This is a genomic window from Ruegeria sp. K3, from assembly GCF_056531845.1.
In genome coordinates this window covers 154,981-167,637 of sequence record NZ_JBQFMM010000001.1, presented here as the reverse complement: position 1 = coordinate 167,637, position 12,657 = coordinate 154,981, and the positions used below count along the sequence as shown (strand labels likewise).

Sequence of the window (12,657 nt, the reverse complement as noted above, 5' to 3'; positions counted from 1 at the left end):
TGTTTATTGCCGCGCTTCTATCACATTGCGGGTTTGTTGTGAACTTTACCTGCTGTCAGTTCCGATCAATTCTGCAGTGGCCCCCAAGACGGGTCGCTACCGCCATCCGGCGTTCTAACAGGACGCAAGTTACGGCCCGAAATATCCACAGAGTAAAGCGTCGATCGACCGCTTGCCCCCTGCGTTTCGCGGGTGAACATGATGACCCGCCCGTTTGGCGACCATGTGGGACCTTCGTCCAGGAACGAGGCGGTCAAAAGGCGCTCTTCGCTGCCATCCGTGCGCATAACACCGATGTGGAAGCGACCTTTGTTCTGCTTGGTAAAGGCAATCAAGTCACCACGCGGAGACCAGACCGGCGTGCCATAGCGGCCTTGCCCAAAACTGATCCGCGTTGCCTCGCCTCCGTTGGCGGGCATGATGTAAAGCTGCGGGGTGCCGGATCGGTCGCTTTCGAACACAATCCGGCTGCCATCCGGCGCATAGCTGGGGGCAGTTTCAATTGCCGGCGTGTTGGTCAGCCGCACGCTCTGGCCCGAGGCCAGATCCATTTTCCACAAATCCGTGTTTCCGCCTTGGGTCAACGAGTAAACAATTGAACGACCATCCGGAGAGAAGCGCGGTGAGAAACTCATGGTGCCTTCCTGCGTTTTCAACTCTTGCCGCTTCACGCGGCCGACATCCAGAACGTAAATACGCGGCTGACCGGTCTCGTAGCTGGTATAGAGCAACTGGTCGCCCGCCGGTGAGAACCGAGGCGCCAGAACAATCGCTGCGCTGTCGGTCAGATACTGCACATTAGCGCCGTCGTAATCCATTATGGCCAACCGTTTGCGCCGTTGATCCTTTGGGCCGCTCTCCGACACAAACGCGACACGGCTGTCGAAATAGGCGCCCTCTCCCGTGATCCGGGTATAAACCTGATCCGCGACCTTATGCGCCATGCGCCTCCAACCGTCGGTTGTTCCTGCAAACTGCAACCCGTTGCCGAGTTCCTGTCCCGAGAAGACATCCCAGACCCGGAACCGAACCGTCAGGCGCTTGCCCGACACGTTGACCGCCCCTGTCACCAGTGCTTGAGCGTTGATCGCCTTCCAATCAGCGAACTGTACCGGCGCATCGAAACTGCTGACGCGGCTGATATATGCATCCGACGAGATTTCACGAAACAGGCCCGTTCCGGTCAGGTCAGACACGACCACCCGCGAGATATCTTGTGCATATTGTGCCGCCGAGGGACCGTCAGGCACAAAGCTTGGCACGGCAAACGGCATTGGTTCGATGATCCCTTCATCGATTTCCAGACGCAGCGGGCCACTTTGGGCGTAGGCCGAGGTCGAAAGAAGGGTCAGGCCAATTAAGAGGCTGGTCAGAAGTTTCATCATTTGATCCGCATCCTCTCGGGATTGAATGTAATCTCAATATCCTGCCATTGATCGTATTTGTCAGCAGGTAGGTCATATCCTTTAGACCCACAGCGCAAAATTGCGCGGCGCGCAGCTTCGTAGGCTTGTTTTGCTGATGCGGCCGAGCCGCCTGTACTGTCGAGTAGCTGCAAACTGCCGCCAACCACTTTGCCATCTCTGGTTAACGAAAACCCGACAACAACCACAGTTTCCAGCGCATCCGTCGACAGGGACCCGACATTCCAACACCGCGACACCGCAACCCGCATCGCGTCTTTTTCACCGCTAGTCAGTGGTGGGCCCGAAGGTTCGGTGCCATTGCCCAATGCTTCGGCCAGGGCGTCATTGATCGCTTGCTCGTTTTGCGCAGGCTCAGTCGGCGCGGGCTCGGGCGTTTCTGCAACCTCGGGCTCTGGCTGGGGTGCCGGCCGGTTCGGGCGCACGCGCGGACGAGGAGAAGTTCGCGGGGCCGGATCTTCGACTTCTTCCGCCTCGGTCACGATCTCGGGAGCGGCCTCTTCTGGTGCCGTTTGATCCTGCTGTTCTTGTTGGATTTCCGCCCCTTCATCCAGCGAAACCGGAGGGGTTTCAATTTCATCCGGCTTGGCCTCGGGCGGAGGAGGAGCAATCTGCTCGGGCGCGATCTTATCCGCTGGGCTTGGTTCTGCCTCTGGGCCTGGAGGCGCAGGAAGCGCCGCCAGCTCAGGCTCGGGCTCTTCAAGCGTTGGAGGCTGTTCTATCAGTTCGGGTTCAGGTGGGATTTCCACTGTTTCTGGTTCTGGTTCCGGTTCCGGATCCGGTTCGGGTTGAGCAACCTGCTCAGGTTCGGGCGTATCTTCCGGCGTCGGGTCCAGTATTTCGATCTCATCAGGTTCTGCAGGCTGTTGCAGTTCAGCCGGGTCAGTCGGCACCTCGGGTGCCTCGCGTTGCGCGGTCATGGCCGCAAACTGCTCAGCCGAGATCACCGAGACATCCTGTACAGCCATCGGCATCGGCTCGGACCGGAAGGTCCCGCCGATCAGCGCCCAGCCAATCAGACTGACATGCGCAATTGCCGAAATCTTGGTGCCGGTATCCACCGCGCAGCCTCACTCTCACCCTTCGTCCAGCGTTGGCCCGCCGGTATCGGTCACAAGGCCTACGTTGGAAAACCCACCCGCGTTCAAAGCGCCCATGACCTGCATCACTTGCGCGTAGGGAATCGCGCCGTCAGCACGCAAGAACACACGGTCGCTGCTGCGCTCAGCTGCGATCGCGCGCAGCTTACCGATCAGTTCTTCGCGCAGCACATCCGTGGTCTGGATCTGCACGCGCCCATCTGCGGTCAGGGTCACAGTCAGCGGCTCTTCGTTGTCACCGGGTAAGGCACTTGCGGCAGTCTTGGGCAGATCGACAGGTACGCCGACGGTCAACAATGGGGCCGCCACCATAAAGATGATCAGCAACACCAGCATGACATCAACAAAGGGCGTTACGTTGATCTCGGCCATCGGTTGGGCGCGCCCGCGCCGCCGTCCGCGCCTGCGTCCGTTCCCGCCCGAGCTTTGCTGAACTGCCGCACCCATCGTCAGCTATCCAACTGACGCGACAGGATAGTGGCGAATTCATCGGCAAAGGCCTCGTAGCCGCCGACGATGCGGTCACTGTCTGCGCTGAGTTTATTATAGAATATCACCGCCGGGATCGCGGCCAGCAAGCCAAGACCGGTGGCCAGCAACGCCTCGGCAATACCCGGGGCCACAACGGCGAGGTTTGTGTTCTGCTGCTCGGCAATCTCGATAAAGGCATTCATGATGCCCCAAACGGTGCCAAACAGGCCGATAAACGGCGCTGTCGATCCGACAGTGGCCAGAATGGGCAACCCTTTTTGCAGCCCCTCAGCCTCTTTCGCGATCGCCACGTCCATCGAGCGATCGATCCGCGCCGTCGCCCCTGCGATCAAGCCGCCATCGGTGCGGTGCGAGCGTCGCCACTCGATCATCCCCGCCGCGAAAATCTTCTCGGAACTGCCATCGGGCTGGGTTCCGATCTGCTCGAACAGCTCATCCAGCGGATTGCCAGACCAGAAGCTTTCATCGAATACCTGCGCCTCGCGCCGCGCGGCTCGGTAGTTGATCAGTTTCTGAATGATAATGCCCCAGGACCAGATGGATGCACCGATCAGCATCAACATCACCAGTTTGACGATAAAGGTCGCGCGGGCATACAGCCCCCACATGGAGAAATCGATCTCCTGCGCCAGCGCCAGCGTTTCAGCTTCCATGAACCTGCTCTTTGTTTTGCCTGATGGCCATTTGGCCTTGTTTTGCCAAACGCTAACGCAGATGGAGATGAAAAGCCAACAGAACCACCCCGGAGGCTGAAAATGTTACATCAATGCGCGAATCTCTGCCGGAAGACGAACGGGCTTACCTTGCGCATTCATGCAGACAGCCGTTACCTCGGCGCGGAAAATCTCGGTCTCGCCACGCTTGACCAATTGCGACATTGTCAACCGAGCGCCCGATAGCGAAACCATCTCGGTCTCGACCATCAGCTCGTCTTCAAACCTAGCGGCGGCGAGATAATCCGCCTCGATCCGCCGCACGACCCAGACAATGCCTGCGTCCCGCATTGCGTTCTGATCATTACCCAGTTTACGCACCCAGTCCGACCGGGCGCGTTCGATGAATCTCAGATAATTTGCGTGATAGACCACGCCTCCCATGTCGGTGTCTTCGTAATAAACACGGACCGGGTAGTGATGCTTCATTGCGACGGCTCCAATCTGGCGAACAAGCGCAGCGCATGAGAGGGATCCTGCGCGGCACCGGGCAGAACAGGATCGTAGGCGGCGCGGATCAAGGCCGCAATATCAGGCCGCAAGATCGTCGCGTCACCAGCAATCGCCAGAGGTGAGGCGCTGCGAAAAGCTGTGTCGGACCAAAGCAGGATCGTTTGCACGACCTGGTTTAGCGCGAGCGTTTCTGCCGGCACTTTCGACAGCTCTTTGTCCATGCGCAAAAACACAAATGCCGCGCGGATGGCGCCGTCTTCTTCGAACCGGAAAATGCGATACTGATTGGCATCGGCAGCCACCAGCCGGTCGACCAGTGGGGCCAGATCCGGGATCAGGCGATCCAGATCGGGCACGTCCAACAATTCCTGCCACTCACGGAAGAAGAACACCATGCAATTGGCACCCAGTTCGGGATCCGTCTCGGCCATCTTGTGATTTGCCAGAGTGACAACCGCCTCGAACGCACCTTTTACGGTCGACAGCGTTTCATCCTCGACACCAAACACGATGGGCACGATGGGTCTGCCCCAGCGCGCAAACAGAAACTCACCGCTATCGCGTGTGAACAGCGCCTCAATCTCATCGGGTGTCACGCCCCAGTCCTTCTTCTCGATTTAGATACGACTGCCTGAGGCTTAAAATCTAATGCGCCCCACTTCAACCAAACAGATCGCTCTGTCCTTTGGGTGCAGCCATCCCCAGATGCGTCCATGCCTTTTGCGCCAGCATCCGTCCGCGCGGAGTGCGCTGGATCAGGCCTTGCTGCAGGAGATAAGGCTCGATCACCTCTTCCAGCGAATCCCGGCTTTCAGACAACGCCGCCGAGAGTGTTTCAATCCCCACTGGCCCGCCCGCATAGTTCTCGGCAATCAGCTTCAAATACCGACGGTCGGCCCCGTCCAGACCAAGGTTATCGACCCCCAGCCGGGTCAGTGACCCATCCGCCAAGTCGCGCGTAATCCGCCCATCGCCTTCAACAATGGCAAAATCCACTACGCGTCTGAGCAGACGACCGGCGATCCGTGGCGTTCCACGAGACCTGCGCGCGATCTCACGCGCGCCTTCGTCATCCGCAGGTGCGCCCAGTTTGCGGGCATTGCGGGTGACGATCTCGTGCAACTCGTCGACCGTATAGAACTGCAGCCGGGTCGGGATGCCAAACCGATCGCGCAACGGCGTGGTCAGCAACCCCATCCGCGTTGTCGCCCCGACCAGCGTAAATGGCTGCAGCTCGATCCGTACAGTCCGCGCCGCCGGACCTTCACCAATGACAAGATCCAGCTCGAAATCCTCCATCGCGGGGTACAACACCTCTTCGACCGCCGGGTTCAGACGGTGAATCTCGTCGATGAACAAGACATCCCGCGATTCCAGATTGGTCAGAATCGCCGCCAAATCCCCCGCCTTGGCCAGAACCGGCCCCGAGGTCATGCGGAAATTCACTCCCAACTCGCGCGCCATGATCTGCGCAAGCGTGGTCTTACCCAATCCAGGTGGACCATGGAACAGCGTGTGATCCATCGCCTCACCGCGTTGGCGGGCCGACTGGATGAAGATGCGTAGGTTGGCCCGCGCCTCGGCCTGACCAATGAATTCATCCAGCCCCTGCGGGCGCAGGGCGCGGTCATTGTCCTCGGGCATCGGTTCGGGTCGCAGGGCGGGATCAGCGTCTACCATTCAGTTACCCTTTCACTCAGCCCTTGGGGGCCAGTAGCTTCAGCGCGGCGCGTATCAGATCGGCCTCGCCCGCATCTGGCATATTAGCCGCTGCCTCGGCCACGGCCGATGCCGCCTCGGACGGTCCATAGCCCAGATTGCCCAACGCCGACAGCGCATCCGCAGAAGCAGCGGCAGCGCCCGAGGCCGGTTTGGCCACCCGTTTCGGAACAGGCGCAGGCTTGGTCGTCTCAACCACTTCAAGTGCCGGGCCATCCATCGCTTCGGTCACCGTGCCGCCCATCGCCATCACACCCGGGGCCTTGTCCTTGAGGTCAAGAACGATCCGTTGCGCGGTCTTGGGGCCGACACCCTTTGCGGCCTTCACGGCCCCCCAGTCGCCCAAGGCAATCGCGCGGCTGACACCATCGGGCCCCAGCGCACTAAGAATGGCCAGCGATACCTTCGCACCCACACCCTGAACCGAGCACAGCAGACGGTGCCATTCCTTCTCGACCAAGGACAGAAAACCATAAAGCTGCATCAGGTCTTCGCGCACGACCATATCGGTGTAGATTGACATTGCCTCACCCACCCCCGGCAGGGCCGCCATGGTCCGGTCCGAGCAATAGACGATATAGCCGACCCCCCGCACGTCGATCAGAACGTGATCCGCCGCGCGGTAATCCAGCCGTCCAGTGAGCTTGCCGATCATGCGCGTACCTCTTTCATCCGTGCCTGCGGTGCGGCGCCATAGTAAGAATGGCAGATGGCAATCGCCAATGCATCCGCAGCATCCGCCCCTTTGGGGGAACAACCGGGCAGTTGGAGTTTGACCATATGCAGAACCTGCTCTTTTTCGGCGTGGCCGACGCCCACCACAGTTTTCTTGACGCGGTTGGGGGCGTACTCGCCAACCGGCAAACCCGCCTGCGCAAGCGTCAGAAGCGCAACACCACGCGCCTGACCCAGTTTCAGTGTACCGGCCCCATCTTTGTTGACGAAGGTCTGTTCAATTGCCGCCTGATCTGGATTGTGCTCGGCGATGACTTCGACGATTTGATTGTGTAGCGACAGCAGCCTTTCCCCCAGATCATCACCATCGGATTTGCACAATCCATTCGCAACGTGGCTCAGGCGGCTGCCATGCGATTCGATGACGCCCCATCCCAAGGTTCTAAGCCCTGGATCAATGCCCAGAATTCGCATGTTTTGTCTCGGCCTGCTCGGGTTTGTGTGATCTTTTTTCATCGACTAGCACGAAGCGTGAACATTTTCCAAGGAAATCAACTCAGGGTCCAAAACCGACATCCATGTCGCCTCTGGTTCCTCGCGGCCTGTTTGCGACCGGGTTAGGTTCGTTTTCGACGCTTTTCCGATCGAACTTTAACCAATGATTTAAGGGGTTTTCATCAATTTCGAGCGTTGCAAAAAATGCATAGGACACATGCAATTTCTGAGCTTGCGCACGGCGAAACTCATCACTAGATGCCGCTCAGATCGCAAGATCAGAGTTTAACACAAACCAGAAGGAAACAGGATATGGCTGCACTGGATACCACCCGCACCACCACTGGCTCATTCGGCCTCGTCGGCCGTATCGGCGCACTTTTTGCATCGGTTGTAAACGCCGTTGTTGAATGGAATGACGCCCGCGCAACCCGTAACGCGCTGAACGGTCTTTCTGACCGCGAACTGGACGATATCGGACTATGCCGCGGCGACATCGACGTTGTCGCCGAAGGCCGCCGTTACTGAGATAACGGACTACCGCATACGCCCCTTCCTCCTCCCTGTGGGGCAAACAGAAACACCGCACGCCGTGAGGCATGCGGTGTTTTTATTAGGAGGGTGCAAGATATCCGATTAGAACCATACCTTGTTCAGTTGGCTCGAGAAAAACGCGGTCACCGGATCGGCCTGCATGATCCAGGCGCCAGCTTTCTCAACCGGCGTGCCCTGATTCAGGCTTTCAACACGCGTTTCGTACGCAGTCGGGCCAAGATGGGACAGTAAAAAGGCCTTGAATGCAAAGAAGCCAATCAGACACAGCAACAAAACCCTCGCTGAAACTGCTGAACGCATACGCTGTGGTTTCATCACCACCAGCCCGTCTGAGCGCAACGTGGCACGATAGCCGCGGCTGAGTTTCTGATGCTTTTTGTTCAAACGCGAGATGCGTTGATCGAATTCGAGTTGTTTTCCTGTCATGGCAGCCTCCGATAACCGCCCCCCGAGTGCATTGAAAGACGGTAATTAGAGAATGCGACAAAAACGTGGCAAAAATCCACAAAACTCCCGTAAATGGCCTAAATTCAGCCCTGTTTGCTTAAGATTAGCGTCGCCCACTCACCAATTCGATCCTGGCGAACCAGATTGAAGCCGTTTTGGAGATAAACCGAGATCACGTCATCGGCCTGTTCATTGAGGATTCCCGATAGAATCGCTTGTCCACCCCCCCGCAGGTTCGCCGAAATTTCAGGCGAAAGGGCCACGAGCGGACCTTTTAGGATATTGGCGAATATCAGATCGTAAGGCGCATGCGCCTTCAGATCCGGGTGATCGAAACCTGCCGCTTCAACGCATTTAACCGCACCCGCCATACCGTTCGCCCGAAGGTTGGCCTCGGCCACGTCGACGGCAACCTCATCAATGTCGCTGGCGACAATCTGGCCCTCCCAGACCCGCGCTGCGGCCATCGCCAATACGGCGGTGCCACAGCCGATATCGGCAACCTTACTGGCCGTGAACCCAACATCCAGAAGATGGTCCAAAGCCTTGAGGCAACCAAGCGTTGTCCCATGGTGCCCCGTGCCAAAGGCCATCGCAGCTTCGATCAGCAGCGGAATGCGGCCCTCGGGCAGTTTGTCGGCATCATGGCTTCCATAGACAAAAAACCGACCGGCCTCGACCGGGGCTAGTTCGCGGCGGACATGGGCGACCCAATCCGTTTCGGGCAGTTCCGAGACCACAAAGGGCTTGGCCACGAACGCGGCGGCCAGAACCGCCAGCGCGGTTTCATCCGGGGTTTCGGTAAAATAGCCGCCGACTTCCCACAGGCCCGAGCCATCCTCGACCTCGAACACGCCGACGCCGGTTGGTTCCGGGTCCAGCCGTTCCATCGCCTCGCCCAATCCTTCGGCGGTTTTCTTGCCGGTCAAAGTGGTCAGAGCAGTGAATGTTGGCATGGGGGCCTCCTGTTTCGATCGAAACAGCGCCTAGGGGCACCGACCGCCAAGGTCAAGCGGAGTCGCTTATTCGGCGGGCGCGGGGGCGTATTTCGACAGGATGGTTTCGTTGCCCGGTTCCGGATGACGCGGGATCAGTAATGACAGCAGAAGCGAGATGATCGCCATTGCAGCGGCCAAACCAAACACTGCGCCGGGCGAAACGACCCATAGCAGACCTAAAAGTGCTGGCAGGAAAACAGCGGCGATATGATTTATGGTAAATGCCACCGCCGCAGTGGGCGCAATATCCGCCGGGTCGGCGATCTTCTGGAAATAAGTTTTCAAAGCCAACGCCAGAGCAAACAGCACATGGTCGATCACATAGAGGATCGCCGCCAGCAGCACGCCCCAGCTAAACCAGTAGATGCCGCCATAGGCTGCGAAAACGATGGCGAGCCCGGCATATTCAAAGATCAGAGTGCGGCGTTCGCCAAACCGCGCGACTGCCTTGCCCAGCAGCGGAGCCGCCATCATGTTGATCATAAGGTTGATCAGGTAAAGGCTGGTCAGTTCGTGTACTTCAAAGCCGAATTTCTCGACCATCATGAAACCGGCGAACACGACAAAAATCTGCCGCCGCGCGCCCGCCATGAACTGTAATGCATAATACAGCCAGTAGCGGCGACGTAGGATCAGCTTCTTGGTCTGCGGCGTCGGTGCGTCGAATTGCGGGTAAGCAATCAAGCAAAACACTGCCAGCAAAGTTGTCGCGCCGCCTGCCGCCATGAACACGAAGTTATAGGACAGGTCGAAGCGGTCCCATGTCAGGACGATCAAGCCATAGACCACAGCCGTCGCAGCCGAGCCCATAGCCACCAGCCAGCCAAGCACCTGCGGCGCACGGTCTTTAGGCAGCCATTGCAGCTGCAGTGACTGGTTCACCGTCTCATAGTAGTGAAACCCGATCGAGCTGAACAGCGTCACAAACAGCAACCCGCCAAGGCTGGGAAACCAGGCCGTCACCGCCGTCGCCACGCCCAACATCATCAATGAGATCATGGCCAGTACTTGCTCGCGGATGAAAATGATCACCGCAATCACGCCAACGGCCAGGAAGCCCGGAATCTCGCGTACCGTGTGCAAAAGCCCGATATCCGCCCCGTCGAAGTTCGCCGCCTCGATGACGAAATTGTTCAGCAATGCACTCCACGCGTTGAACGCGATCGGCATGGTCAACGCCATCACGAACAAGAGCGTCATAGGTCGGCGCCAGAGCGGAAGACTCTGCGCCTCAGACAAGGGCATGGGTTTCAGCATGAGGATGCTCTACGCCCATTTGTACTTTTTGGCGAGGGGAAAGCGGCCGGCGCACAGCGGCTCTGCACTGATGCAGGGGTCAGTAGAAGCTTTGCGGATCGATATCCACGGTCAGGCGGATATCGCCTTTCAACTTCAACGGGGCGATCCAGCGGGCTATGGCGTCCTGAATAGGCGCACCTTTCGGGGCTTTGACTAGCAGCCGGACGCGGTGACGCCCGCGTATGCGCGCGATCGGGGCTGGAGCAGGGCCAAATACCTGAGCACCAACATCGCGCAACGGCGCATCGTTGCGCGCCATGGCGTTGCCGATGTCGAAGACCGGCCCGACCTCGGGGCCAGACAGGACAATCCCGGCCATTCGACCATAAGGCGGCACCCCGGCGGCCTGACGCCCGGCGGCTTCAGCCTTCCAGAACCCTTCTTCATCGCCCGATAGAATCGCCCGGATCACCGGATGTTCCGGCTGGAATGTCTGCAACAACGCCTGCCCCGGTTTTTCCGCACGACCTGCCCGGCCCGCTACCTGCCGCATCAATTGAAAAGTTCGTTCCGCCGCGCGCAGGTCAGCACCATGCAGGCTAAGGTCCGCATCGATCACCCCAACCAGTGTCAGCTTTGGAAAATTATGTCCTTTGGCCACGAGTTGCGTCCCGATAACGATATCCGCATCGCCTTCGGCAATCTCTTCGATCTTGGCCTTCAGGGCACGAGCCGAACCAAACAGATCAGAGCTGAGCATAGCGATTTTGGCTTCAGGGAACGCCGCCTCGGCTTCTTCTGCCAGCCGTTCAATCCCGGGTCCGACCGGTGCCAGTTTACCCTCGACCCCGCAGGATGGGCAGGCCTCTGGCATTGGCTTGGTCTCACCACATTGATGGCACATCAGACGCTTGAGGAACCGATGTTCAACCATTCGCGCGTCGCAATGATCGCAGGCAATCTGCTCCCCGCACGCCCGGCATAGTGTCACGGGCGCATAGCCACGGCGGTTGATGAACAGCAGTGACTGCTCTTCGTGTTCGATACGCTGTTGCACCGCCTGCCGCAGCGAGGGGGAAATCCAAGTCCCGGCCTGCATCTGCTCGGCGCGCATGTCGATCGGCTTCATTTCGGGCAGGACTGCTGCACCAAAACGCGAGGTCAGGTCCAGCCGTTCGTATTTACCCGCCTCGGCATTGGCCCAGCTTTCCAGTGAAGGCGTCGCGCTGGCCAGAATCACCCGCGCTCCGCAGGTGGCCGAACGCAGAACGGCCATATCCCGCGCACTATAATGCACCCCATCTTCTTGCTTGTACGAGGTGTCGTGTTCTTCATCGACAACTACGAGACCAAGATCGCGAAATGGAAGAAACAGTGCTGACCGGGCCCCAACGACCAGTTGCGCATCACCCTGACCGACCATCCGCCAAACCCGGCGACGTTCAGTCATGGTCGCGCCCGAATGCCATTCCGCCGGACGCGCACCAAATCGCGCCTCGACACGGGTCAGAAATTCAGCCGTCAGCGCGATCTCGGGCAGCAAGACCAGTGCTTGCCGCCCTACGCGCAGGGCCTCGGCGACCGCCTCAAGATAAACTTCGGTCTTGCCCGAACCCGTCACTCCCTTCAGAAGAGTCGTTCCATAATCTCCCGTCCGTTGCCCGGTCTGAAGCCGCATCACGGCCTCCGCCTGATCCTCGGTCAGGTCCTTTCCCGGCAATTCTGGATCAAGATGAGGATAAGGAAGATCACGCGGGCTGTCCTCTTCACGCACAGCGTTCTGTTTGACCAACCCCTTGATGACCGAAGATGTGACCCCCGCTTGCTCGGCCAGTTCCTTCAGCGTAAAAGCCAAGCCGCCATAGTCTCGCAAAACTTCAAGTACCCGCATTCGTGCGTCGGTCATTCGGTCCGGTTGACCACCGCCCAAACGATAAACCTTGCGCATCGAGGGCGGATCGCCCAACCCCGGCGCGCGCGTTGCTAGCCGCAGCATCGCAGGCATCGGCGTCAGGGTGTAGTCAGCCACTTTCCCCAGAAACACCCGCATTTCTTCACGCATCGGCGCGACCTCAAGCACCCGGTTCACCGATCGCGCCTTGGCCAGATCAAAACCACCCTGCCCCGGCCCCCAAACCACACCCAAGACTTTGCGCGGGCCCAAAGGCACCTCGACAAACGCCCCAAGAAAGCACCCGCCCTCGGGCGCTTTGTAATCCAACGTCCGGTCCAGCGGCTGCGTGGTCAGCACCGCAACCAGCTCTCCTTCGTCGAAAAATCCGTTAGCGCTCACGGTATATCCTTCGCAGGGGGTTCCAGCATGGGTCTCTTTGAGGTAAAGCCATCC

At 58.9% G+C, this 12,657-nt stretch carries 14 protein-coding genes; 1 reads left to right on the top strand and 13 read right to left on the bottom strand.

Features of this window, described 5'->3' with window-relative positions; translation table 11 throughout:
- Positions 1-65: 65 nt before the first annotated feature.
- From tolB to ruvC, 9 genes are all read right to left on the bottom strand, one after another.
- Positions 66-1,385 carry a Tol-Pal system beta propeller repeat protein TolB gene (tolB, locus tag ACR0MP_RS00785; RefSeq protein ID WP_170404374.1) on the bottom strand — a complete coding sequence of 440 codons (1,320 nt, stop codon included), beginning with the start codon at positions 1,383-1,385 and terminating at the stop codon, positions 66-68.
- The gene (locus ACR0MP_RS00780) at positions 1,382-2,485 is read right to left on the bottom strand and encodes an energy transducer TonB (RefSeq protein ID WP_480885534.1); all 1,104 of its coding nucleotides are present in this window, start codon (positions 2,483-2,485) and stop codon (positions 1,382-1,384) included. The genes tolB and ACR0MP_RS00780 overlap by 4 nt, the downstream gene beginning before the upstream one ends.
- Positions 2,486-2,500: 15 nt before the next feature.
- Positions 2,501-2,971 carry a protein TolR gene (gene tolR / locus ACR0MP_RS00775; protein ID WP_170424320.1) on the bottom strand — a complete coding sequence of 157 codons (471 nt, stop codon included), beginning with the start codon at positions 2,969-2,971 and terminating at the stop codon, positions 2,501-2,503.
- Between the two features lie 2 nt (positions 2,972-2,973).
- Positions 2,974-3,669 carry a protein TolQ gene (gene tolQ, locus ACR0MP_RS00770; RefSeq protein WP_170397391.1) on the bottom strand — a complete coding sequence of 232 codons (696 nt, stop codon included), beginning with the start codon at positions 3,667-3,669 and terminating at the stop codon, positions 2,974-2,976.
- A gap of 105 nt (positions 3,670-3,774) precedes the next feature.
- Entirely contained in the window at positions 3,775-4,158 is a 384-nt protein-coding gene (gene ybgC, locus ACR0MP_RS00765) for a tol-pal system-associated acyl-CoA thioesterase (RefSeq protein WP_170404386.1), read from the bottom strand.
- A complete protein-coding gene (locus ACR0MP_RS00760; RefSeq protein ID WP_170636437.1) occupies positions 4,155-4,778 on the bottom strand; it encodes a hypothetical protein in 624 nt (207 codons plus the stop codon). The genes ybgC and ACR0MP_RS00760 overlap by 4 nt, the downstream gene beginning before the upstream one ends.
- A 64-nt stretch (positions 4,779-4,842) precedes the next feature.
- Complete coding sequence (ruvB, locus tag ACR0MP_RS00755) at positions 4,843-5,862, bottom strand: Holliday junction branch migration DNA helicase RuvB (RefSeq protein WP_170397397.1); 1,020 nt, start codon at positions 5,860-5,862, stop codon at positions 4,843-4,845.
- 16 nt (positions 5,863-5,878) lie between these two features.
- Complete coding sequence (ruvA, locus tag ACR0MP_RS00750) at positions 5,879-6,556, bottom strand: Holliday junction branch migration protein RuvA (RefSeq protein ID WP_170404392.1); 678 nt, start codon at positions 6,554-6,556, stop codon at positions 5,879-5,881.
- Positions 6,553-7,050, bottom strand: coding sequence for a crossover junction endodeoxyribonuclease RuvC (gene ruvC, locus ACR0MP_RS00745; RefSeq protein WP_170404395.1), 498 nt, complete (start codon positions 7,048-7,050; stop codon positions 6,553-6,555). The genes ruvA and ruvC overlap by 4 nt, the downstream gene beginning before the upstream one ends.
- A gap of 333 nt (positions 7,051-7,383) precedes the next feature.
- Between ruvC and ACR0MP_RS00740 the strand changes: the two genes are divergently transcribed.
- Positions 7,384-7,599 carry a DUF1127 domain-containing protein gene (locus ACR0MP_RS00740; protein ID WP_170397404.1) on the top strand — a complete coding sequence of 72 codons (216 nt, stop codon included), beginning with the start codon at positions 7,384-7,386 and terminating at the stop codon, positions 7,597-7,599.
- Positions 7,600-7,707: 108 nt separating this feature from the next.
- Here the strand turns inward: ACR0MP_RS00740 and ACR0MP_RS00735 are convergent, their stop codons facing one another.
- From ACR0MP_RS00735 to ACR0MP_RS00720, 4 genes are all read right to left on the bottom strand, one after another.
- Positions 7,708-8,052, bottom strand: a complete 345-nt coding sequence (locus ACR0MP_RS00735; protein ID WP_170404398.1) for a hypothetical protein — start codon at positions 8,050-8,052, stop codon at positions 7,708-7,710.
- Positions 8,053-8,156: 104 nt separating this feature from the next.
- Entirely contained in the window at positions 8,157-9,029 is an 873-nt protein-coding gene (locus ACR0MP_RS00730) for a 50S ribosomal protein L11 methyltransferase (RefSeq protein ID WP_170404401.1), read from the bottom strand.
- 66 nt (positions 9,030-9,095) lie between these two features.
- Positions 9,096-10,328, bottom strand: coding sequence for an MFS transporter (locus ACR0MP_RS00725; RefSeq protein WP_170404404.1), 1,233 nt, complete (start codon positions 10,326-10,328; stop codon positions 9,096-9,098).
- Positions 10,329-10,407: 79 nt separating this feature from the next.
- Positions 10,408-12,603 carry a primosomal protein N' gene (locus tag ACR0MP_RS00720; protein WP_170404407.1) on the bottom strand — a complete coding sequence of 732 codons (2,196 nt, stop codon included), beginning with the start codon at positions 12,601-12,603 and terminating at the stop codon, positions 10,408-10,410.
- Between the last annotated feature and the right edge of the window lie 54 nt (positions 12,604-12,657).